The following is a 23,110-nucleotide window of genomic DNA, read 5'->3' as shown; positions in this document are numbered from 1 at the left end:
TCCATGATGGAAGGTGCGGCCGCGCACAACGGGCTGTTCGACGTGGTGGTGATCGGCTCCGGGCTGGCGGGCTCCACCCTGGCGGCGTGCCTGGCCGCCAACGGCGCGTACACGTTGGTGATCGACGCCGGCACGCACCCGCGCTTCGCCGTCGGCGAGTCGACGATCCCGTACACGTCGATGGCCATGCGGCTGATCAGCGAGCGGTACGGCGTGCCCGAGATCAAGTACCTGAGCACCTTCGAGTCGGTGTACGCGCACATCAACACCACCGGTGGGGTGAAGCGGAACTTCGGCTTCGTCTATCAGCGGCCGGGCGAGAAGCAGCGGCCCGAAGAGTCCAACATGTTCCAGATCCCGAAGATCCTGAACACCGAGAACCACTTCTTCCGGCAGGACATCGACAACTTCATGCTCACCGTGGCGGCGAAGTACGGCGCGGTGATCCGGCAGCAGACGCGGATCGCGGGCGTGCAGGTCGACGACGGCGGCGTGACGCTGGACGTCGGTCCCGGCGCCCCGGTGCGGGCCCGCTACGTGGTCGACGCCAGCGGGTTCCGCTCGGCGCTGGCCGAGCAGTTCGGCCTGCGGGAGGAGCCGACCCGGCTGGAACACCACTCACGGTCGCTGTTCACGCACATGGTCGGCGTGCGGCCGTACGACGACTTCGCGCCGCGCGGCACCTACGGCAACCCGACCCGGTGGCACGAGGGGACGCTGCACCACATCTTCGAGGGCGGCTGGATGTGGGTGATCCCGTTCGACAACCACCCCCGCTCGACCAACGACCTGTGCAGCGTCGGCGTGCAGTTCGACCCGCGGATGCACCCGGTGCCGGACTGCTCGCCCGAGGAGGAGTTCCGCCGGTTCCTGGACCGGTTCCCGGGCATCGCGCAGCAGTTCACCGATGCCACCCCGGTGCGCGAGTGGGTGCGCACCGGCCGGTTGCAGTACTCGCCGAAGAAGACCGTCGGCTACCGCTGGTGCCTCATGTCGCACGCGGCCGGCTTCGTCGACGCGCTGTTCTCGCGTGGCCTGTCGAACACCATGGAGATCATCAACGCGCTGACCCAGCGGCTGCTCGACGCGCTCAAGGACGACGACTTCGCCGTCGAGCGGTTCGAGTACGTGCAGGAGCTCGAACAGGGCCAGCTCGACTTCAACGACGATCTGGTCAACAACGCGTACATCGCGTTCCGGGACTGGGACCTGTGGGACGCCTGGTTCCGGGTGTGGGCGCTGACCCAGATCCTCTCCACCTTCGAGATCAACCGGGGCTACGCGCTCTACTCCAAGACCCGTGACCCCGCCGTGCTGCGGCGGATGGAACGGCCGTGGTGGCGGGTGGAGCTGCGCGAGTTCGACCGGTCGAAGGTCGACGACCCGGACCACGCCGAGGTGCTCGAGTTCCTGGCCGGCGTCAGCCGGATGATGCGCGCCGTCGACGCGGGGGAGGCGGAGCCGAAGGACGTCGCCAAGCAGATCCGTGACCAGCTGGCCAGCGCGCGGTTCGTGCCGCCGGCGTTCGGCCTGGCCGACCCGGCGATCCGGATCACCGGCGCCTCCGCGGCCAAGGTGCTCGGCACCCTGCGCTGGGCGAAGCGGGACGCGCCGCCGGCGATCGGTGAGCTCACCTACGAGGGTCTGACCCTCTTCATGCGCAAGCGCTTCGCCCGGGGCGAGTTCGAGCCGGTCGAGGAGATCAAGCAGAAACTCGCTGGCTGGCCGGTGCTCGGCTCCCGGCTGCGTGTTCCCGAGCCGAAGTAACCCGAGGAATTGGAGTGCACGGTGAGTGAATTGATCGAGGCCGAGAAGGCCACCTATGACGTCGCCATCCTCGGCGCGGGTTTCGCCGGCTCGATGCTCGGCGCGATCCTGGCCCGCAACGGCGCGAAGGTACTGCTGGTCGATGCCAAGGCGCACCCGAAGTTCGCCATCGGGGAGTCGACCATCCCCAACATGCTGGTGTCGCTGCGCACCATGTCCGAGCGGTACAAGGTGCCGGAGTTGATGACGCTGGCGACGCTGACCGCGTGCCAGAAGATCATTTCGCCCTGGCACGGCAAGAAGGACCACTTCGCCTTCCTCAACCACCAGGAGGGCAAGCCGCAGGACCCCAAGCAGGTCACGATGTTCAACTTCCCGAGCCTGCTGCACGAGACGCCGCACATGTACCGGCAGGACACCGACGCGTACCTGTTCCACGCGGCGATCAAATACGGCTGCACGGCGCGGGTGAACTTCACCATCGCCGACGTCGACTTCGACGACTCCGGCGTCACGGTCAGCTCGACCCGGGGCGAGCAGTTCCGCAGCCGGTACGTGGTGGACGCCAGCGGCTACCGCTCCCCGTTGGCGGAGAAGTTCGGGCTGCGCGAGGACCCGTGCCGGTACAAGCACCACTCGCGGGCCGTCTGGAACCACATGATCGACCTCAAGACCACCGACGAGGTGTTCAACCGCACCGGAGCGGACAAGCCGCCGGTGCCGTTCTACGAAGGCACCGTCCACCACCTGTTCCCGCGCGGCTGGTCGTGGGTGATCGCGTTCAACAACCACAAGGACTCGAAGAACCCGCTGTGCAGCGTGGGTCTCACGATGGACCCGCGGATGTACCCGAAGACGCCCGGCATGTCGCCGGAGGAGGACTTCTGGAAGCACATGCAGCGGTTCCCGGGCATGGCGGCGCAGTTCGAGGGCGCCCGGCCGATGCGGGAGTGGGTGGGCACGGACCGGGTCCAGTACTCGTCCAAGACCACCGTCGGTGACCGGTGGGTGCTGCTGGCCCACGCCGCGGCGTTCATCGACCCGCTCTTCTCCCGGGGCCTGTCGAACACCTGCGAGGCGGTGAACGTGTTGGCCTGGCGGATCCTGCGGGCGGTCGGCGACGACGACTTCTCGGCCGACCGGTTCGAGGGGGTCAACACCCGCCAGCAGGCCCTGTTCGACGGCAACGACAAGCTGGTCAACGCCGCGTACGCCTCGTTCGAGCACTACTCGCTGTGGACGGCCGTCTTCCGGATCTGGGCGTGGGGCTCGAACGCCGGCACGTTCCGGGCCCACGAGGCGTACCGCCGGTGGCGCTCCACCGGGGACGAGCGGCATCTGAACGAGCTGGAAGAGGTGAAGAACCCGGGCCTGCACTGGTCCGACCACGAGGGCTACGGCGAGCTGTTCGAGGACATGGTCAAGCAGTGCGGCGACTTCGAGGCGGGCAAGATCACCGGCGACGAGGCGGCGGACGCCCTCTACGACCACCTCAACCGGGCGCCCTTCGTGCCGGACCACTGGGGCTGGAAGGACCGCCACCTGCGGTTCATCAACCCGACCCCGCTCAAGATCGGCCGGACGATGCTCTGGGCGGCGACCAAGGCCCCGCCGGACGTGCGACGGCTGATGCTCGGCTTCCTGCGTGAGGCCGGCAAGGAGCAGCTCATGGGCCGGAAGATCTTCTAGGAGACCGGATGACCACCACCGAACCCGACGCCCCGGTGTCGTACGACGTCGTGATCCTGGGCAGCCATCTGGCGACCGGCCTGCTCGCCACGGTACTGGCCAAACAGGACCTTCGGGTCCTGCTCGTCGGCTCGCCCGACGACCCGGTGCTGCCGTCCGGCGACAGCACCGTGCCGTACACGACCGCTGTGCTGCACCTGCTGGCCGAGCGGTTCGACGTGCCGGAGATCGCCTCCTTCGCCCACTTCGAGGACCTGCCGGACGCGGTGCGTCGGACCAGCGGGATCAAGAAGAGCCTCGCGTTCCTGCACCACACGGCGGGCCGCCGGCACGACCCGGCGCACGCCGTGCAGTTCCACGTGCCGGGCGAGCACAGCGAGTGGCACCTCTACCGGCCGGTCGTCGACGGGTACGCCCGGGAACTCGCCGTGCGGTACGGCGCGTCGGTGCTGCCGGAACGGGCGTCCACCACCGAGGTCCGGCTGGCCCCCGAGGCCGTACACCTGACCTTCGACTCCGGGCGGACGGTGACCGCGCGGTTCGTGGTGGACGCCTGCGACCAGGAGTCACCCCTGCGGGCGGTGACCACCGACGGTGAGCCGAGGCCGCTGCTGCTGCGGTCGACGATGATGCACGCCTACCTGCGCGGCGTCCGGCCGTTCGAGGAGTGCAGCCGTCTCGCCGACTACCGCCGGGCGACGACCTGGTCGCGGGGGACCGTGCACCACCTCTTCGACGGCGGCTGGATCCAGGTGGTGGACTTCCGCAACCACGACGACGCGACCAGCGACCTGTGCAGCGTGACGGTGGGGCTGGACCACGACCGGTTCCACCACCTGCCGGCGGACCCGGACGCCGCGTTCCGGGCGCTGGTCGCGCCCTTTCCGAGCCTGGCGGAGCAGTTCGCGTCCGCCACGGCGCAGGGCGGCTGGACCACCTCGCCCCATTGGCAGCGGCGGGCGGCGGTGACCCACGGGCCCCGGTGGTTCGCCATGGAGCGGTCGGCCTGCCGTACCGACGAGTTCCTGTCCCGGGACGTGACGATGACGGCGGAGCTGGTCCACGCGCTCGGGGCCGCGCTGCCGCGGGCGCTGCGCGACGAGCCGGCGACGGGCGTCGTACTGGCCGAGGTGGCGGCCTTCCAGGACGACCTGATCGAGTTCAACGACCAGATCCTGGCCGCTGCCCGTACGGCCGCCGGCAGCTTCGCGTTGTGGAACGCGTACAGCCGGGTCTGGCTGCTCTGGCAGATCCTGGGTCACCTGTCGCTGAAACGGGCCACCAACGATGCCCTGGCCGCCGGGACGTGGGACCCGGTCGAACGGTTCGCCGACGGCGGACTGTGGTTCCGCACCCCGGACGGTCTGCGCCAGATGTTGGACTGGTTCTTCGAGGTGTTCGCCCGGGTCCGGGCCGGTGGGCTGCGGCAGGCCGAGGCGGCCGACATGATCTTCCGCGAGCTGCGCCGGGCGCGGTTCGTGCCGCCGTTGTACCGGTTCGGCGACCCGAACGCGCGGTACTACCACTTCACCATGCCTCGTCGGCTCCTCATGGTGGCCTGGGTCATGACGGTGGCGCCGGCGGACTTCAAGCGGCTGCTGACCAAGGACAACGTGACCGGCCGGCGGGACGACGCGCCGTCGCCGACCCGGGGACGGGTGTCGGTCGACGACGGGCGGCCGGCGGCTCACGACGTCGAACGCGCGGACGGCTCGGCCGCCGACGCTCCCGGCGTCACTCAGCCAGGTCGGCGGTGAGGTAGTGCTGGATCGTACGACCCATCATCCGGGCCAGATCGTCGCGATCGTGCCGGGACAGCTCGGTGCCGTCGATCAGGTAGCGGCACAGGGCCAGGCCGATCACCTGGGACGCGGCGAGCGCCGCCCGCAACTCGTGTCGGTCGGGGCTGACACCCTCGGCCAACGTGCCGAAGAACGCCCGGACGAACTCGTCGCGCATCAGCTCGGCGATCTCGTCGCTGGTCAGCGAGGCGGACAGGCGGGCCCGGTAGGAGATCGTCGTACGAGGGCTGTCCCAGTGGGTGAGCAGAGCGGTCGCGGTGGCCCGACCCAACCGGCGACGGCTGCCGGCCAGCAGCTGTTCGGCAAGCTCGACGGGATTGCCGTCGACCTGCACCGCGTGCCGCAGGAGCTGCTCCTTGGAGCCGTAGTAGTGCCGCACGAGCCGCGGGTCGACACCCACGCGCCGGGCGACGCTGCGGATGCTCACCCCGGTCAGGCCGCACTCGGAGATCTCCCGCCGGGTGACGTCGAGGATCGCCTGCCGGATGCCGCTGCCACCGTCGAAACCCTGCTGCGTCGTCAAGGCAACCTCTTACGAGTCCCCGTACGCCCGAGCGCACGGCCCGATCAAATGCCTGAGTCTAGACCTTTGAGGATATGTCAGTCCGGTCCGGGTTGCTCCTGCAAGCCGGTCATTCCGTCGCGCCGGTTCACCGGGCGACCGAGGGGGCACCGTGGACTTCGCCTGGACGCCTGAACAGCGGGACGCCTACGACGACGTGCGCGCGAGCGCCGAGCGGTCGTTCCCGCCCACCGCCGACGCCAGTCGGCTGCACGACCGCGAGGCCTGGCGGCGTCTCGGTCGGCTGGGACTGCTCGGCCTGTGTCTTCCCACGGAGTACGGCGGCGCAGGGCTGGGCGCCCTGGACACCGCGCTGCGTGTCGAGGCGTTCGGCCGGGGGTGCGCCGACACCGGGCTGGTGTTCGCGGCCAGCGCGCACCAGTTCGCGTGCGCGGTGCCGATCTCCGGGTTCGGCACACCGGAGGTGAAGAAAGGCCTCCTACCGGGGATCTGCTCGGGCGAGGTGGTGGCCGGCAACGCGATGACCGAGGCGGGCGCCGGCTCCGACGTGTCGCGGCTCGCCGTCACCGCGACGGAGACGGCGGACGGCTACCTGCTCAACGGCGAGAAGACGTTCGTGACCAACGGACCGGTCGCCGACGTGCTGGTGACCTACGCGACCACCGATCCGGCGGCCGCCCATCTCGGTGTCACCGCGTTCGTGCTGGACCGGGAGACTCCCGGTCTGACGGTCAGCGAGCCGTACGACAAGATGGGTCTCGTGTCGGCGCCGGCCGGCCGGGTGTCCTTCCAGGACTGCCTCGTGCCGGCGCACGGGGTGCTCGGCGAGCCGGGCCAGGGGGCCGCGATCTTCCAGCACTCGATGCGCTGGGAGCGGGCCTGCCTGTTCGCCGGATATGTCGGCCTGCTCGACCGCCTGGTGGAACGCTGCGTCGAGCACGCGAGGACGCGCCGCCAGTTCGGCCGGCGCATTAGCGACTTCCAGGCGGTCGCGAACCGGATCGTCGAGATGAAGCTGCGGACGGAGTCGGCGCGGCTGCTGCTCTACCGCTGCTGCTGGGAGATGGACAACGGCGGCGGCTCGGAACTCAACGTGGCGTTGTCGAAGCTGGCCGTCTCCGAGGCGGCGGTCGCCGGGGCGCTGGACGCGGTGCGCCTGTTCGGTGGACTCGGATACCTGCGCGACACCGGAATCGAGACCATGCTGCGCGACGCCGTCCCCAGCACGATCTTCTCCGGCACGTCGGACGTGCAACGGCTGCTCATCGCCCGCGAACTGGGCCTGTGAGGGCCGCGCCGTGACCAGGGAGGTGTCGACCGTGCGGGACGTGGACCAGCCCGACACGACGGGTGGCGCGGGAATCCACGGGTACGTGACCGAGTGGGCCCGGCGTACCCCGGACGCGCCGGCGGTGATCGCGGACGACGGTCAGCTCACGTACGCGGAGCTGGCGACGGCCGCGCGGCGCCTGGCGGCGGGGCTGGCGCGCGCGGGGGTGTCCCCGGGTGACCGGGTAGTGCTCTGGTCCGACAAGCGGGCCGACGCGGTGGCCGTCATGCAGGCGGCGTTGTCGTTGGGGGCGCCGTACGTTCCGGTGTCCGCGGCGAACCCGCCCGCCCGGGTGTGGCGCATCGCGGCCGACTGCGGGGCGACCGTCGTCGTGGCGGACGGGCCGGCCGCGGACCGGGTCGCCCGCGAGGGTGGTGTTCCGGACGGGCCACCGCTGGTGTCGCTGGACGAGTTGGAGCGGTTGGGGGCCGAGGCCGACCTGCCTCCGGTGCACCGACCAGCCCCGGACGACCCCGCGTACATCCTCTACACCTCCGGGTCGACCGGCGCCCCGAAGGGCGTCTGCCTGAGCCACCGCAACGCGGCGGCGTTCGTCGAGTGGGCCGGTGACCTGCTCGCCGTGTCGCCACGGGACCGGCTGGCCAACCATGCCCCGTTCAACTTCGACCTGTCGGTCTTCGACCTCTACGCGGCGTTCCGCGCGGGCGCGTCGGTGCACCTGGTCCCGGCCGAGCTGGCGTACGCGCCGGTGCAGCTGGCGCGGTTCGTCCGCGACGAGGGCATCACCATCTGGTACTCGGTGCCGTCCGCGCTGACCCTGATGATCCGGGACGGCGGGTTGCTGGACGGCCCGCCGCCGCCGGCCCTGCGGGCCTGCGTCTTCGCCGGTGAGGTGATGCCGATCCGGTACGTGCACGAACTCCGTGCCGCCTGGCCGGGCGTGCGGCTGCTCAACTGGTACGGGCCCACCGAGACCAACGTGTGCGCGTCGTACGAGGTGACCGACGCCGACGCGGGGCGCGACCGCCCGCTGCCGATCGGCCACCCGGCCAGCGGCGCGGTGTTGACCCTGGTCCCGCCGAGCGACGCCGACGCCGACGCCGCTGCTGCCGGCGAGTGTCAGGAGGGCGAGATCCTGGCGGACGGGCCCACGGTGATGCTCGGCTACTGGGGGCGGGAGCCGCAGCGTGGCCCGTACCGGACGGGTGACCTCGGGCGGCTCGCGTCCGACGGCGCCCTGGAGTACCTGGGTCGCCGCGACGACATGGCCAAGGTGCGCGGCAACCGGGTGGAGCCCGGCGAGATCGAGGCCGTCCTCGCCGCGCATCCGGACGTCGCGGCGGCCGCGGTGGTCGTCGCCGGCGTCGGGCTCGCCGCACGGCTGCACGCGGTCGTGGTGCCGGCGGGCGACCGCCGGCCCGGCCTGCTGGAGATCAAGCGCTGGTGCGCCGGGCAGCTGCCGACCTACATGATCGTCGACTCCGTCCAGGCGGCTACGAGCCTGCCGCTCACCCCGAACGGAAAGACCGATCGAGCCGCGCTGCTGGCGGCGATCGAAGGAGGTGGACCATTACTGGCACCGAACTAGTCAACGTGGAACCGAGTGCGTTCCTGGCGATCATGGGCTCGCTGGCCAGCGGCGTCAGCGTGGTGACCGCGCTCGACGCGTCCGGTCGGCCGCACGGCCTGACCTCGTCGTCGGTGTGCAGCGTCTCCAAGGACCCGCCGCTGCTGCTGTTCTGCGTGCGGCAGGTGAGTTCCACCCTGGACGCCATTCGGGAGACCGGCGGATTCGCCGTCAACTTCCTCGACGCGGACGGCCACGAGGTCTCCGAACTGTTCGCCAGCTACAACAGCGACAAGTTCGCCAATGTGGCGTGGCGTCCCGGCGACGTGGCCGGTATGCCGCGACTGGAACCCACCGTCGCCTTCACCGAGTGCGCGCTCCATGACGTGATCACCGCCGGTGATCACGTCATCGTGCTCGGCCGTCTCGTCGGCGGCGCGACAGCGTCGGACCGATTGCCGCTGGGCTATTGGCGCGGGACGTATGTCCGGGTCTCCCGCCCCCCTTACCCACGAGAGGAGCGCAACGGACAGCGTCCCAGCGATCCTTCCCAGTCAATCCATCTCGAGTAGGGAAACAGAGTGGACAAGAACCAACCAGCGACCCACAGCGCGGCGTGGACATGGGTTGCGGCCCTGGTCGCCGTGTTCATGGTCGCGATCGACACCCTCGTCGTCACGACGACGCTGCCGGTGATCCGTACCGAGCTCAACGCGAGCCTTGAAGATCTTGAATGGATCGTCAATGCGTACACGCTCACCTTCGCCGTCTTTCTGTTGACCGGCGCGGCGCTCGGTGACCGCTTCGGCCGGCGCAAGGTCTTCACCATCGCGCTGCTGGTCTTCACCATTGCGTCCGGGCTGGCGGGTCTCGCCGACAACATCGAATTCCTGATCGCCGCACGCGCGGTGCAGGGCCTGGGTGCCGCGGTCGTCCTGCCGCTGACCCTCACGCTGTTGGCCAGCGTGGTGCCGGCGCGTCAGCGCGGTCACGCGTTCGGGCTGTGGGGCGCGATGGTGGGCCTCGGTATCGCCCTCGGGCCGGTCATCGGCGGTGCGGTGACCGAAGCCTGGTCCTGGCAGTGGATCTTCTGGGTCAACGTGCCCATCGGTCTGCTGCTGCTGCCGGTGATGACGCGCGTCCGCGAGAGCCACGGCGGCTACGGTCGCCTGGACCCGATCGGCGTCGTCCTGGTCACCGCCGGCATGCTCGGCATCGTGTCCAGCCTCGTGCGGGGCAACAGCGCCGGCTGGGACAGCCCCTCCATCCTGGCGGGGTTCATCGTCGGTGGTCTCCTCGTGCTCGTGTTCATCTTCTGGCAGTCGCGGGCGCGTACGCCGATGGTGCCGCTGTCGCTGTTCCGCAGCCGGGGCTTCAGCCTCACCATGGTGGCGACGATCATCATGCCGTTCGGCGTCTTCGGTGCCGTCTTCCTCGGCACCCAGTACCTGCAGAGCGTCCTCGGTTATTCGCCGTTGGAGGCGGGGCTCCGCACGCTGCCCTGGACGGCCATGCCGATGATCGCGGCACCGATCTCCGGCATCCTGACCGACAAGATCGGTGGTAAGCCGCTGGTGATCCTGGGCCTGACGATGCAGGCCATCGGCGTGGGCTGGATCGGCTCGGTCGTCGGCGACCTGGACTACTCGAAGCTGGTGGTGCCGTTCGTGATCACCGGGCTCGGCCTGGGCATCTTCCTCGCACCGATCGGCCGGTTGGCCTTCGGGTTCGCGCCCGCCGAGTTGGAGGGTGTGGCCTCCGGTGTGTCGAACGCGATCCGGCAGACCGGCACCGTGATGGGTGTGTCCGTGGGCGGGGCGATCCTCGGCGCGAACGGCGGCTACGAGTCCGTGGCCACGTTCGTCAACGGTCTGGAGGAGGCCCACCTGGTGGCCGCGTGTGCGCTCGCCGCGGGCGCGGTCATCGCGCTGTTCATTCCGCACCTGCGCACACAGGGACACGGCCACGCGGTCGAGGAAGAGGAGGAGGTGCTCGCGGCGGGCGCCCCGACCTGAGCGGTCCACGGGAAACGAGGCCCCGACCGTGCGGTCGGGGCCTCGATCGCGCCAGGGGGGCTTGGCGCGGCGGATCGTGCGACGGTCCGGCGGGTGGACCGCAGGTGGCTGGTGTCGCAATGGCGGCAGGTTCGACGGTGGGAGCTGGTTGCGCCACAGCGGCTCGGGGCATCGGCTCCGCGCGCCCGGACCGTGACCTCACCAGGCCCGAAGTCGGTTCGTCGAGAGCGGCATGGGCGTTGACGCATGTCAACCGAGGTGGCCGGTGACGGCCGATTGCCGTGCTCGCATTCGTGGGCGACATCTCCGCCCTGCACGTCATGCCCGATGAGACCTATTCGGGCCGTAACGGTCCGCAACCCGACCGGTGCCGCGCGACGGCCTACCCATTTAGGGGGGGACAGCGCGGCCGTCGACAGGATAACATCCATCGATGAACTGGCGGTACGCTAATGGGGGATGGGGCCACCAGGGATATGAAGTCATCAGCACTGGCGGTTACGGATGTCCAGGTACTCTTCTACGAGCCGGAAGGGCTGTTATTGACAGCGGGATTATTGCCGGTGGATGCAGGTGGGCACGAGTACCGCGTAATGTTTCAATTAAGTTACCTAGGCAGTGGTGAGATTACCGCGCACGTCGGTTTCCAACAGTGCGACGGCACCGACAAGACGGCTCCCGAGTTCGTCACCGTGGAATTGCTGGGAGCGGCACGACACCGTATGCCGATTATCTGGACGGCCTCCGCGTCGGTGCGTGCGGAGCAGGTGAACTGCCGGCTCATCATCTGGGGGGAGCCCGCCGGCGACGACCTCTTGCGGGGGGAACTGGTCGCCGAGGTCTCCGGGCGGCTGCCGGTGTTGACGGCCAAGTGCCAGGCATCGGTGACGCAGGCGGAACTGCCCACCAGGGAGCGGGTCGCCTAGACGGCTGGTTGCCCTCCGTCGTGGGGCGGAGGGCAACCAGCCCTCGGGGTAGGCGACATGGCAGTCCCTTCGCGAATCAGCGGCTCGGTCGACCGGCCGCACGGCGGATGAGGCGATCATCGGGTCACGCTTGCGGTGAACTGGCCCCCTGCTGCCAGGGGCGGAGGCGGGGAATCCACGCCGGGACCGCAGCGCGGTAGGTGTCGTACGCGGCGCCGTACCGTCGGCGCAGGCCGGGCTCCTCGTAGAACCGCACGAACGCGGCCTGGACGAGGGCGATGGCCAACCCGTACCACAGGAGTGCGGCCTGGCCGAAGATCAGTGCCTGGCCGAGGATGGCCGTCACCACCGCGACGTACATCGGGTTGCGGACGTACCGGTAGGGCCCGCCGATCACCAGGTGCTCCGTCGGCGCCACCGGGGCCGGGGTGCCCAGACCCTCCACGACGAACCGTACGAACGACTGCAGGAGAAACCCCACCGCGACGACCAGCATCAGCGCGCCGAGGACTCGGACCGGCTGGTAGAAGGCGAACGGCGTTTGGACCTCCCAGTCGGAAATCCACCACGGAACGAGGCCGGCGACCACACCCGGCGCGGCGCAAAAGAAGACGAGACTTCCGACGACGGCCCGTGTTCGTAGCACTGCGCCATGCTACGGCGCGTCCGGGGCACCATGTCAAGGCATCGTTACGTACTGTTGTCGTTGCCTGTTCGCAGAACCTCCGTATTTCCGCACGTAGGAAGGCGATACTATGGCGTTTGCCCCCATACGATGAATAGGGCGTGCGATGAACGGGGAAAGGTGAACTTGTGGGCGCGGAGGTGTCCCCGAACGGTGCTCCACGACGACGGACAGGGCGACGCGTCGGGCCGACGGTGAGTCATCAGCTCATCCTCGAGATCGCTCGTCGCCAGTTCGCCGAGCGGGGCTACGAGGGCACCACGGTGCGCACCATCGCCCAGGAGGCGGGGGTCGACAGCGCGCTGGTGCACCACTTCTTCCTCACCAAGGAAGGCCTGTTCGAGGCGGCGGTGCGTGGTGCCCTGCAACCGCCGGACCTGGTGGAGCGGGCGATGAAGGGCCCGCGTGGGCAGGTCGGCCGGCGCGCCGTCGAGCTGTTCTTCAGTCACTGGGACGAGCCCGACACGGCGGCCCGGCTCGGCGGCATCCTCCGGTCGATGACGGCCAACGACATGGCGGCGGACGCCGTCCGTAGCTTCCTCGGCGACCAGGTGATCCTCCCGCTGGCCCGGGCGTTGGGCCACTCCCAGCCGGAGCTGCGCGCCGCCATGGTCGGCTCGCACCTGATCGGTCTCGCCACCACCCGGTACGTCTTCCGCGTGCCGGCGATCGCCGAGCTCGACGCCACCGCTCTGGCCGCGGGCACGGGCAAGGCCATCCAGACCTACCTCACGGGCGTCCTGGCCTGATCAGTCCGCCCTCGGTGGGCGGGCTCCACCGTCGTCATGCCAGCGGCTGACGTCGATCCCTGCACGACATCCCCTTGACGAACCCGCGTGGGCTTCTAGAATTCACCGAGTAGGGATGTCATCAAAAGGGGAAATGGCCGGCGGGTTTCCCGGCTTCCCGGGTGACGCCCCACGGGGGAGACATCGTCCGGCGACCTGGGAGGGGTTTGTGCCGACAGACCAACGCGACGAGATACTCGGCCAACTGATGGTGTACGTGCGCCACGAGCTGATCGGCGATCAGGACGAGGCGGTCACCGGAGTCGACCTGCGCCCCGACTCGCCACTGCTGGAGTGGGGCGTTCTGAACTCACTGAACACGGCTCGGCTCATCGCGTTCGTCCGTGCGGAGCTCGACGTCGACGTGCCGCCCTCGCACATCACGGGACGGCACTTCCGCAGTCTCGACACCATCACCGACCTGATCCTGTCGTTGCCCCGCGCCTGACAGGCCCGCCGAGGAGGCGCCATGAACACCAAGCCAGCAGAGTGGGACATCGGCATCATCGGAGGCGGGCCCGCCGGGTCGACGGCCGCCGCCTACCTGGCCAAGGCGGGGCTGTCCGTCGTGGTCTTCGAGAGCGCGCACTTCCCCCGCGAGCACGTGGGCGAGTCGTTGGTCCCGGCCACCACGCCGGTGCTGTTGGAGACCGGGGCGATGGCAGCGGTCGAGGCGGCCGGCTTCCCGCGCAAGTTCGGCGCGGCGTGGACGTCGGCCGAGTCGCGGCCGGTGAGCCACATGGGCTTCTCCAACCTGACCCACGACTTCCGGCTCGCCGAGGTCATGTTCAACGAGCGGGATCAGGCCGGCGTCGACCGCGATTACACCTTCCACGTCGACCGGGGCAAGTTCGACCAGATCCTGCTGGAGAACGCGGCGAGTCTCGGCGCGGAGGTCCAGCACGGCGTGCGGGTCAACCGCGTCGACTTCGAGGGCGAACACCCGGTGCTGCACACCCGATCCACGGACGGGCAACGCGAGGTGCCGGTGCGGATGGTGATCGACGCCAGTGGCCGGAACACGACGTTGGGCAGTCAGCTCAAGGTGAAGGTGGCCGACTCGGTCTTCAACCAGTACGCGATCCACACCTGGTTCGACGGCTTCGACCGGCAGGCGCTGTCGGCGGAGCAGTCGAAGTCCGACTTCATCTTCATCCACTTCCTGCCGCTGACCGACACCTGGGTGTGGCAGATCCCCATCACCGAGACGATCACGTCGATCGGCGTCGTCACCCAGAAGAGCCGGTTCGCCGAGGCCGCCAAGGAAGACCTGGAGGCCTTCTTCTGGGAGTGCGTGGGCAGCCGGCCCGAGCTGGAGGCGGCCCTGCGCAGCTCGACGCAGGTGCGGCCGTTCAAGGCCGAGGGCGACTACAGCTACGCCATGAAGCAGATCTGCGGCGACAACTTCGTGATGATCGGCGACGCCGCCCGCTTCGTGGATCCCATCTTCTCCACCGGCGTCAGCATCGCCCTCAACAGCGCCCGACTGGCCTGCAACGACATCATCGCCGCCGCCGAGGCGGGCGACTTCAAGCGCGAGCGGTTCGCCACGTACGAGATGCTGCTGCGGCGCGGCGTCCGCAACTGGTACGAGTTCATCTCGGTCTACTACCGGCTCAACATCCTGTTCACCGCGTTCGTCCAGGACCCGCGGTATCGCCTCGACGTGCTGAAGATGTTGCAGGGCAACATGTACGACGAAGCCGAGCCCAAGGCGCTCGTCGAGATGCGGAACGTCATCCGGGCCGTTGAGCAGGACCCCGAACATCTCTGGCATCCGTATCTCGGTGAGCTGTCGGCTCCGACGGCGGCTCCCATCTTCTGACCACAAGGGGGGCCCGTGCGGCCCCGGTAGGGGGGACATCAGTGAGCGTGGGCAGCAGTGTGTTCAGCGACCTGGCTGTGCACCACGTCGAATTCCACGTGACCGACGCGGTCTGGGCCGCACGCGAGCTCGCCGCACAGTACGGCTTCGCCGTCGTCGGTTCGCGCCGCGACGAGGATCACGTGTCGGTGGCACTGCGGCAGGGCTCGACGGTTCTCGTGGTCACCGAGGGACTCACCGACGCGCACCCGGCCAGCCTGTACGTGCAGCAGCACGGTGACGGCGTCGCCGACCTGGCGATGCGTACCCCGGATGCCAGAGCGGCGTTCGAGGTCGCGGTGTCCCGCGGCGCGCGGGCGGTGGCCGAGCCTGCCGCCCGCGACGGGTTCGTCACGGCCACGGTCGGCGGCTTCGGCGACGTGACGCACACGTTCGTCCAGTCGCCCGAGGGTTCGGCCGGGCCGGTGCTGCCCGGTCTGACCCCCGGTCTTCCGGACGGGCACCTGCTTGCGGCGAGTCCGGGGCCGGAGTTGGGCGTGATCGACCACCTCGCCGTCTGTCTCGAGGCGGGCACGCTCGAGGAGACCGTGGAGTTCTACCGCACGGTGTTGGACTTCGACATGACCTTCGAGGAGCACATCCTGGTCGGCAACCAGGCGATGTTCTCCAAGGTGGTGCAGAGCCCGTCGCGGTTGGTCACGCTCACGCTCATCGAGCCGGACGCCTCGGCCGCCGCCGGGCAGATCGACGACTTCCTCAAGGGGCACGGTGGCCCCGGTGTGCAGCACGTGGCGCTCTGCTCGCCGGACATCGTGTCGGCGATCTCGGCGTTGACCGACCGGGGCGTGGAGTTCCTGCGCACGCCGGAGACCTACTACGACCTGCTCGGCCAGCGACTCGACCTCGCCCGGTACGACGTGGACGAGCTGCGCTCCCGCAACATCCTCGTCGACGAGGACCACGATGGTCAGCTGTTCCAGATCTTCGCCCGGTCCACCCATCCGCGCCGGACGTTCTTCTTCGAGGTCATCGAGCGGCTGGGTGCGCGCACGTTCGGCAGCGGGAACATCCGGGCGCTGTACGAGGCGGTCGAGGCGGAGCGGACCAAGACCCACGACGTCCTGTGACCACCATCGCGGATCGGGGCACCGACCTCGCCGCCCTGCTCTGCCTCGACGACGTGGCGTTGGCGGCGCGGCGGGTGCTGGCCGAGCCCGTCTGGGACTACGTGGCCGGGGGCAGCGGCACCGAATCGACGGTGCGGGACAACCGGGACGCCTTCGACCGGGTGCACCTGGTCCCGCGGGTGCTGGTGGGTGCGGAGACCTGCGACCTGGGCACGGACCTGCTGGGTACGCCGATGGGTCTGCCCGTCGGGGTGGCGCCGATGGCCTACCAGCGGCTCCTGCACCCGGACGGTGAGGTGGCGCTCGCCGAGGCGGCTCGGGACGAGGGCGCGGTCTTCGTCGCGAGCATGCTCAGCAGCGAGCCGATCGAGCGGATCGCCGCCACCGGAGCGGCGGTCTGGATGCAGCTCTACTGGCTGCGCGACCGCGGACTGGTCGCCGATCTGGTGACCCGCGCCGAGAGCGCTGGTTGCCGGGCTCTCATGCTGACGGTCGACGTGCCCCGAATGGGGCGTCGCCTGCGGGACATGCGGTCCGGGTTCACGCTGCCCGACGACGTGGTGGCCGCCAACCTGCCGCCGGAGGTCGGCGCGCCCGCGCACTCCGGTGGTCTGCACAGTTCGGCGTTGATGGTGCACACCGGTCTCGCGTTCGACCCGAGGCTGTCCTGGCGTGACCTGGACTGGCTGCGGCGACGGACGCGTCTGCCGATCGTGGTGAAGGGCGTCCTGCACCCGGACGACGCGGTGCGCGCGGCGGACCTCGGAGTGGACGCGGTCGTGGTGTCCAACCACGGTGGCCGCCAGCTCGATGGCGCGGTGCCCAGCATCGCGGCGTTGGAGCCGGTGGTCGCGGCCGTGGTCGATCGGTGCGCGGTGCTCCTGGACAGCGGCGTCCGTAGCGGAGTGGACGTGGCGCGGGCGCTGGCCCTTGGCGCCTCCGCGGTGCTGGTGGGTCGGCCCGCTCTCTGGGGGTTGGCGGTGGGTGGCCGGGCCGGGGCCCGCCGGGTGCTCTCGTTGTTGCGGGCCGAGTTGGAGGATGCGATGGCGATGATGGGCTGCGCCGACCTGCGGGCGCTGGGCCACGGCACCACCGTGGCCGGCGGTGGGCCGGGGTCGGCGGCGGCGCGGGGCCGGGCGTCCGGTGACGTCCCCGCCGGATGGTCGCAATGACCGGCGTGTCGGGGACGACCACGATGGGTGTCCGCGCGCCGATCGCGTTGGCCGACCTGCACGGTTCGCTGGCCGACCCGGTGCTCGACTCGATGACCTTCCTCAACGAGATCGCCGGTCGTTTCCCGGACGCGGTGTCGTTCGCGGCCGGCCGGCCCTACGAGGAGTTCTTCGAGGTCGAGGCGGTGCACCGCTACCTGCGTCGCTACTGCGACCACCTGCGTGACGAGCACGGGTTGAGCGAACGTCAGGTCAACCGCACGCTGTTGCAGTACGGGCGGACCAAGGGCATCGTGCACGACCTGGTGGCCAGGAACCTGTCCGTCGACGAGGGGATGGACGTCGACCCGGAGTCCGTCGTGGTGACGGTGGGCGCCCAGGAGGGCATGTTCCTCGTGCTACGGGCGTTGCGGACCGACCCCCGTGACGTGCTGCTCGCCGTCTCGCCCAACTACGTGGGCATTCGCGGGGCCGCGTCGCTCGTCGACATGACCACGCTGCCGGTGCGGGACGGCTCGCGCGGCATCGACCTGGCCGACCTCGCCCGGGTGGTGCGCGACGCCCGGACGGCCGGGCAGCGCCCTCGCGCGCTGTACCTCGTGCCCGACTTCGCCAACCCGGCCGGGGCGAGCCTGGACACCGAGACCCGGGTGGCGGTGCTGCGCGCGGCCGCCGAACACGACCTGCTGATCATCGAGGACAACCCGTACGGGCTGTTCCACTCCGGTGGCGACCGTCCGGCCACGCTCAAGGCCATGGACGAGGAGCGTCGGGTCGTCTATCTCGGCTCGTTCGCCAAGACCGGGATGCCCGGCGCCCGGGTGGGTTACGTGGTCGCCGACCAGCCGGTGGCCGGCCCCGGGGGAGTGGGCCTGCTGGCCGACGAGCTTTCCAAGATCAAGAGCATGGTGACCGTCAACACCTCACCGCTGGCGCAGGCGGTCATCGCCGGCAAGCTGCTGGAGCACGACTGCAGTCTCGTCCGCGCCAACGAGCGCGAGGCCGGCGCGTACCGGCGCAATCTGCGGCACGTGCTGGACGGCCTGGCGGCGCGCTTCGGGCCCGGTGCCGGCGTGTCCTGGAACACCCCCGGTGGCGGTTTCTTCCTGGTGGTGACGGTGCCGTTCGTGGTGGACGACGCGGTGCTGGAGCGCTCCGCCCGCGACTTCGGTGTGTTGTGGACGCCGATGCACCACTTCTACGCCGACGGAGGCGGGCGTCACCAACTCCGCCTGTCGGTCAGCCTGCTCCAGCCACCGCAGATCGAGCAGGGTCTTGATCGGCTGGCGGCCCTGATCACGGAGATGAGGCCGGTATGAACTCACCGATCATGCCGCTGGCCGGCGGACAGGTCGTGATCCTGCTCGTCCAGATCGCGTCCCTGCTCCTGCTCGGCCTCGGCCTGGGCCGGTTGGTGGCGCGGTTCGGCCTGCCCCCGATCGTCGGCGAGCTGATGGCCGGCGTGGTGCTCGGGCCGTCGCTGCTCGGTCACGCCGCTCCGGCGGTACACGACTGGCTGTTCCCCGCCGACCCGGCGCAGATGCACCTCCTGGACGCCGTCGCCCAGATCGGCGTCCTGCTGTTGGTGGGGGTGGCCGGGATCGAGCTGGACACCCGGATCGTCCGCCGCCGTGGCACGACCGCCGTCCGGGTCAGTCTCGGCGGCCTGCTCATCCCGATCGGGCTCGGCATCCTGATCGGTTACCTGGCCCCGGCCGTCCTGGTACCGGACACCACCGAACGTCCGGTGTTCGCGCTGTTCCTCGCCGTCGCCATGTGCGTCACGGCGATCCCCGTGATCGCCAAGACCCTTGCCGACATGAAGCTCATCCACCGCGACGTCGGGCAGCTGATCATGACGTCCGGCATGGTCGACGACGCCGTGGGCTGGTTCCTGCTGTCGGTCGTGTCGGCCATGGCGACCGTCGGCGTGCGCGCCAACCAGGTCGCGCTGTCGCTGCTGCTGCTGGTGGCCTTCGTGGTCGCCGCGATGGTCGTCGGCCGGCCGTTGGTGCGTGGCGCGTTGCGGCTCGCCGGCCGCTCCACGGAGACCGGACCGACGATCGTCACAGCCGTGATCATCGTCCTCGCCGGTGCGTCGATCACCCAGTCGCTGCACATGGAGGCGGTGTTCGGCGCGTTCGTCGCCGGCATCCTCGTCGGGCAGGCCATCCGGGAGCGGCGGGCGGTGCTGGCCCCCCTGCGGACCATCGTGCTCACCGTGCTGGCACCGATCTTCCTGGCGTCCGCCGGCCTGCGGATGGATCTCGGCGTGCTGCTCGACCGCGACGTGGCGATCGCCGCCGTCGTGGTGCTGGCGGCGGCGATCCTGGGCAAGTTCACGGGGGCGTACCTCGGCGCGCGATCCAGCCGGCTCGGTCACTGGGAGTCGCTGGCCGTCGGCGCCGGCATGAACGCCCGGGGCGTCGTCGAGATCGTCGTCGCGATGGTGGGGCTGCGGCTCGGCGTCCTGGACATCGCCACCTTCACGATCATCGCCCTCGTCGCCATCGTCACGTCGATGATGGCGCCTCCGCTGCTGCGCCTGGCGATGTCCCGGGTCGCGCACAGCGCCGACGAACTCCTGCGCAAGGCCGACCACGAGCAGCAGTGGGCGACCGGACCGGTCGCCCGGCCAGCGGGAACGGGTGCCCCGCCGGCCGCCTAGGGCCTGTCCACCGGCCGCGTCAACCGAGAACGCCGGCGGGACCGATGCTGTCGGCCTCGCCGGCATCGCGCAGGGCGAGGATGGCCTCGGCCGCGTTCGCGGGCCCGTCGGTGGCCGCGTACCAGCGCTGGACACGCTCGGCGGCCTCGCGGTAGGACCGGTCGGCCAGCATCTGGGCGGCGAGCGTGGCCAGCCTGGCGCCCACGTGTCTCGGTGCCAGCAGGCGTGCCGCGCCGATCCGTTCCAGCAGCGCGAGGTTCAGGTCCTGCTCCGGTTGCAGCGGAAAGCCGAGCACCGGAGTGCCACCGGCCATCGCCGTCTGCACACTGCCCTGCCCGCCAGCGGTGATCGCCAGATCCACCTCCGGCATGATCAGGTGGCTGGGCAGCACCCCGCCGACCATGACCCGGTCGCCGGCCATGTCGTGCAGGTCGTGATGGGTACCGGCGACCAGCACGCGCACCGGGAGGGTGGCGATGGTCGTCACCACGCGTCGCACGAAGCCGACCTCGGCCGAGTTGACCGCCACGTAGACGACCGGCCCCGGCTCGGCGAGGAAACGGGCGACCCGCTCCGGCAACGGCAGGTCGAGCCGGGCGTAGAGCGGCCCGACGCAACGCAGCCGGGTGCCCGCCCGGTAGCCGGACCGACCGTCCGGCCGCCAGTCGGCCACCTCGGTGGCGGACACGCCCAGTACCTCCGGCACCTCCGGAATGAGCGCCAGATCGCCGAGGACGAGCGCCGCGAGGCTGGGTACGCGCGGTACGCCCAGGTCGGCGGCGAGCCGGTTGAACCCGCCGCAGTAGAAGCCGACCCGCGACGGCAGGTAGTTGGACAGCCACCGCAGCAGCGGCGACGGCAGCAGGCCGAAGTGCGCCTGGCTCGGCGCCGGCAACATCCCGCGTTCGAACAGCGGCGGCACCCAACTGCCGGCGTGCTCGGTGACCAGCCGGGCACCGGCCAGCCGGGTCGACAGCAGGGTGGTCAGCGTGAAGCCGGTGACCACCGTACGGATGCCGTGCCGGCGGAAGTACTCGGTCTCGGCGGTGACGTAGTCGCGCATCTCCCGGTCGGTGTACATGCTCTGACCGACGTAGCCCATGCCGATCTCGTCACGGATGAACCGTTCGCACCGCTGCGGCGTCATCCGCTCACCGACGATGTCGTAGGGGACGCCGACGTCGCGGAGCACGTGCTCGTACGTGCCGCCGTGCGTGGCGATGCGGGCGGTCACCCCGCGCTGGCGCAGCGCGCGGTAGATCTCCAACATCCGGGAGGTGGCGGAGAGGAAGCCGCAGTGCGGCATGAGGCAGATCATGCGGTCGTCCCCTCCGCGAGCGGGCCGGCCTCCGGCGACGGGCCGACGCCGAGGGCGACCGCGCGTACCTCGTCCAGCACCCGGGCGACCGGCACGTCGGCACGCTGGGCGACCGCCAGCGCGTCGTCGTACTCCGGTTGCACGCTGACCAGGCGGTCGCCCAGGTAGCCGCGCTTGACCCGTACGGCGGTGTCGCCGTACGGCAGGGCGATCTGGTCGCGGCGCAGCCGGCGACGCTGCACGGTGGACACCCGTACGCCGAGCGTGCCCGTGTAGGTGAAGACCAGCCGGCAGACCAGGTCGAGCTGCGCCGGTGCGGCCAGCACGCTGAGCAGTTGCCCCGGTCGGCCCTTGCGCATCAGCACCGGCGTACACCAGGCGTCCGCCGCGCCCACGGCCCGCAACTGCTCCAGCAGGTCCGGCCAGACCCTCGGGTCCAGGTCGTCGATGGTGGTGTCGACGCGGTGCAGTGACTCGCCCTGCCAGGGCGTGGCGTCGGCGTCCGGGGTCGCCCCGGCGCCCACCAGCACTCGCAGGATGTTCGGGTGGCCGGCCGGGTCCCTGGTGCCGGCGCCGACCCCGACCGCGTGCGGCACCAACGCGGGTGGTGGCCCCCAACCGGTGGCGAGCGTGGCGAGCAGGGCGGCGCCCGACGGCGTGCACAGCTCCATCGCGGCCGGATGGGCGGCGATCGGGGCACCCGAGGCGGAGAGGATCTCCAGGACGGCCGGCACGGGTACCGGCATCGGGCCGTGCTCGGTGCGGACCACCCCGGAGCCGACCGCGACCGGGCCGACCACCCGGATCGGGGCGTCGAGCAGCCCCAGGTCGGCGAGCGCGAGCGCACACCCGACCAGGTCGACCACCGCGTCGAGGGCGCCGACCTCGTGGAAGTGGATGTCCGACAGGGGTACACCGTGCACCCGCGCCTCGGCTCGCGCGAGGGTGGTGAAGGCGGCGACCGCGAAGTCGTGCACCGCCGGCGGGAGCGCTGCCCGGGCGATGATCGCGGTCACCGCGGCCAGGTCGCGGTGGGTGCCGCTGTCGGGCGCCTCGACGAGCAGGTGGGCGGCGCGCAGGCCGTGTCGGCGTACGCTCTCCAGCTTGAGCGTCACCGGCTCCACCGCGAGTCGCGCCACGCCCTGCTCGACGACGGACAGGCTCGCGCCCGCGTCGAGCAACGCCGCCAGCAGCATGTCGCCGGCCGCGCCGTTGCTGGGGTCGACCCACAGCGCGGTGGTCGATGCCGGCGGCCTGGTCGCGTCGGTCGTCGCCTGCGGCTCAGCCATTCGCGTCTGCGCGGCTCGGCGTGCGGCGGGCGATCCGGGCGGCGGCGACGCCCGCGCCGAAGCCGTTGTCCACGTTGACGGTCAGCACGCCCGGGGCGCACGAGTTGAGCATGCCGAGCCATGCCGTCAGGCCGTCCAGGTGCCAGCCGTACCCGACGCTCGTGGGCACCGCGATCAGTGGGCTGCCGACGAGTCCACCGAGGACCGACGGCAGTGCGGCCTCCATCCCGGCGATGGCCACCACCACGTCGGCGTGGGCGATGCGGTCCCGCTCGGCCAGCAACCGGTGCAGGCCGGCAACGCCGACGTCCACCACGAGGTCCGCCCGGGCGCCGAAGACGGCCACGGTGGCCGCGCACTCGCGGGCGACGGGCAGGTCGCTGGTGCCGCCGCAGGCGATGGCGACCGTGCCCACGGGCGTGCGCCCGGGGCCCACCACCGCCGTCCGGGACACCGGATCCACCGCGTCGGCGCCGAACTCGTCGGCGCACCGGGCCATGGCGGCGTCGGTGAGTCGGGTGGCGAGGATCGGGGTGTCCGGGTGGGCGACGCGTAACGCGTGCATCGCCCCGGTCACCTGTTCAGGGGTTTTGCCCGCGCCGTACACCACTTCGGGGTCGCCGGTGCGCGACAGACGGTCCACGTCCATCCGTGCGAA

The 23,110-nt window shown here is 70.5% G+C and carries 20 protein-coding genes; 15 read left to right on the top strand and 5 right to left on the bottom strand.

Going from position 1 to position 23,110, the window contains the following annotated elements:
• Window positions 1-6 precede the first annotated feature (6 nt).
• From ACN269_RS07610 to ACN269_RS07600, 3 genes are read left to right on the top strand one after another with little or no spacing between them, the layout of a single operon-like run.
• Window positions 7-1,767, top strand: a complete 1,761-nt coding sequence (locus ACN269_RS07610; protein WP_421471749.1) for an NAD(P)/FAD-dependent oxidoreductase — start codon at window positions 7-9, stop codon at window positions 1,765-1,767.
• A gap of 21 nt (window positions 1,768-1,788) precedes the next feature.
• Window positions 1,789-3,456 (top strand): NAD(P)/FAD-dependent oxidoreductase, encoded by a 1,668-nt coding sequence (locus tag ACN269_RS07605; protein ID WP_421471748.1) that lies wholly within the window; start codon window positions 1,789-1,791, stop codon window positions 3,454-3,456.
• A gap of 8 nt (window positions 3,457-3,464) precedes the next feature.
• A complete protein-coding gene (locus ACN269_RS07600; protein ID WP_421471747.1) occupies window positions 3,465-5,213 on the top strand; it encodes an NAD(P)/FAD-dependent oxidoreductase in 1,749 nt (582 codons plus the stop codon).
• On the opposite strand, the gene ACN269_RS07595 is transcribed toward ACN269_RS07600, so the two are convergent.
• Window positions 5,191-5,781, bottom strand: coding sequence for a TetR family transcriptional regulator (locus ACN269_RS07595; RefSeq protein WP_355047930.1), 591 nt, complete (start codon window positions 5,779-5,781; stop codon window positions 5,191-5,193). The two genes, ACN269_RS07600 and ACN269_RS07595, sit on opposite strands and share 23 nt — an antisense overlap.
• A gap of 151 nt (window positions 5,782-5,932) precedes the next feature.
• On the opposite strand from ACN269_RS07595, the gene ACN269_RS07590 reads away from it, so the two are divergent.
• The 5 genes from ACN269_RS07590 to ACN269_RS07570 all read left to right on the top strand — a co-directional run bounded on the left by ACN269_RS07590 (window position 5,933) and on the right by ACN269_RS07570 (window position 11,580).
• Complete coding sequence (locus ACN269_RS07590) at window positions 5,933-7,069, top strand: acyl-CoA dehydrogenase family protein (RefSeq protein WP_421471746.1); 1,137 nt, start codon at window positions 5,933-5,935, stop codon at window positions 7,067-7,069.
• 31 nt (window positions 7,070-7,100) lie between these two features.
• Window positions 7,101-8,660, top strand: a complete 1,560-nt coding sequence (locus ACN269_RS07585) for an amino acid adenylation domain-containing protein (RefSeq protein WP_421471745.1) — start codon at window positions 7,101-7,103, stop codon at window positions 8,658-8,660.
• A 5-nt stretch (window positions 8,661-8,665) separates the two neighbouring features.
• The gene (locus tag ACN269_RS07580) at window positions 8,666-9,211 is read left to right on the top strand and encodes a flavin reductase family protein (protein WP_421471744.1); all 546 of its coding nucleotides are present in this window, start codon (window positions 8,666-8,668) and stop codon (window positions 9,209-9,211) included.
• A 9-nt stretch (window positions 9,212-9,220) separates the two neighbouring features.
• Window positions 9,221-10,654, top strand: coding sequence for a DHA2 family efflux MFS transporter permease subunit (locus tag ACN269_RS07575; protein ID WP_421471743.1), 1,434 nt, complete (start codon window positions 9,221-9,223; stop codon window positions 10,652-10,654).
• Between the two features lie 476 nt (window positions 10,655-11,130).
• On the top strand, window positions 11,131-11,580 hold the full coding sequence (locus ACN269_RS07570) for a hypothetical protein (protein ID WP_421471742.1): 450 nt from the start codon (window positions 11,131-11,133) through the stop codon (window positions 11,578-11,580).
• A 124-nt stretch (window positions 11,581-11,704) separates the two neighbouring features.
• On the opposite strand, the gene ACN269_RS07565 is transcribed toward ACN269_RS07570, so the two are convergent.
• Window positions 11,705-12,226, bottom strand: coding sequence for a methyltransferase family protein (locus ACN269_RS07565; protein WP_421471741.1), 522 nt, complete (start codon window positions 12,224-12,226; stop codon window positions 11,705-11,707).
• A gap of 233 nt (window positions 12,227-12,459) precedes the next feature.
• Between ACN269_RS07565 and ACN269_RS07560 the strand changes: the two genes are divergently transcribed.
• The 7 genes from ACN269_RS07560 (at window position 12,460) to ACN269_RS07530 (ending at window position 19,845) form a co-directional block, all read left to right on the top strand.
• Entirely contained in the window at window positions 12,460-13,014 is a 555-nt protein-coding gene (locus ACN269_RS07560; protein ID WP_421471740.1) for a TetR family transcriptional regulator, read from the top strand.
• Between the two features lie 208 nt (window positions 13,015-13,222).
• Window positions 13,223-13,501, top strand: a complete 279-nt coding sequence (locus ACN269_RS07555; RefSeq protein WP_355047938.1) for a phosphopantetheine-binding protein — start codon at window positions 13,223-13,225, stop codon at window positions 13,499-13,501.
• 21 nt (window positions 13,502-13,522) lie between these two features.
• Entirely contained in the window at window positions 13,523-14,878 is a 1,356-nt protein-coding gene (locus ACN269_RS07550) for an NAD(P)/FAD-dependent oxidoreductase (protein ID WP_421471739.1), read from the top strand.
• Between the two features lie 47 nt (window positions 14,879-14,925).
• Window positions 14,926-16,005 carry a 4-hydroxyphenylpyruvate dioxygenase gene (gene hppD, locus ACN269_RS07545; RefSeq protein ID WP_421471738.1) on the top strand — a complete coding sequence of 360 codons (1,080 nt, stop codon included), beginning with the start codon at window positions 14,926-14,928 and terminating at the stop codon, window positions 16,003-16,005.
• A gap of 5 nt (window positions 16,006-16,010) precedes the next feature.
• On the top strand, window positions 16,011-17,177 hold the full coding sequence (locus tag ACN269_RS07540; RefSeq protein WP_421476218.1) for an alpha-hydroxy acid oxidase: 1,167 nt from the start codon (window positions 16,011-16,013) through the stop codon (window positions 17,175-17,177).
• Window positions 17,174-18,496, top strand: coding sequence for a PLP-dependent aminotransferase family protein (locus tag ACN269_RS07535; RefSeq protein WP_421471737.1), 1,323 nt, complete (start codon window positions 17,174-17,176; stop codon window positions 18,494-18,496). Before ACN269_RS07540 ends, ACN269_RS07535 begins: the two co-directional genes overlap by 4 nt.
• Window positions 18,493-19,845: a cation:proton antiporter gene (locus ACN269_RS07530; RefSeq protein WP_421471736.1), complete on the top strand. Its 1,353-nt coding sequence runs from the start codon at window positions 18,493-18,495 to the stop codon at window positions 19,843-19,845. The genes ACN269_RS07535 and ACN269_RS07530 overlap by 4 nt, the downstream gene beginning before the upstream one ends.
• A 19-nt stretch (window positions 19,846-19,864) precedes the next feature.
• On the opposite strand, the gene ACN269_RS07525 is transcribed toward ACN269_RS07530, so the two are convergent.
• Genes ACN269_RS07525 through larB form a run of 3 tightly spaced genes read right to left on the bottom strand, consistent with a single transcriptional unit; the run spans window position 19,865 to window position 23,101 of the window.
• Window positions 19,865-21,163, bottom strand: coding sequence for a glycosyltransferase (locus tag ACN269_RS07525; protein WP_421471735.1), 1,299 nt, complete (start codon window positions 21,161-21,163; stop codon window positions 19,865-19,867).
• A complete protein-coding gene (gene larC, locus ACN269_RS07520) occupies window positions 21,160-22,452 on the bottom strand; it encodes a nickel pincer cofactor biosynthesis protein LarC (RefSeq protein WP_421471734.1) in 1,293 nt (430 codons plus the stop codon). The genes ACN269_RS07525 and larC overlap by 4 nt, the downstream gene beginning before the upstream one ends.
• A complete protein-coding gene (gene larB, locus ACN269_RS07515; RefSeq protein ID WP_421471733.1) occupies window positions 22,445-23,101 on the bottom strand; it encodes a nickel pincer cofactor biosynthesis protein LarB in 657 nt (218 codons plus the stop codon). The genes larC and larB overlap by 8 nt, the downstream gene beginning before the upstream one ends.
• Window positions 23,102-23,110: the final 9 nt, after the last annotated feature.

This window comes from Micromonospora sp. WMMD736, from assembly GCF_049179015.1.
In the GTDB taxonomy this organism is placed as follows: domain Bacteria; phylum Actinomycetota; class Actinomycetes; order Mycobacteriales; family Micromonosporaceae; genus Micromonospora.
The sequence above is the reverse complement of the archived record's forward strand: the minus strand, read 5'-3'. Positions and strand labels throughout refer to the sequence as shown.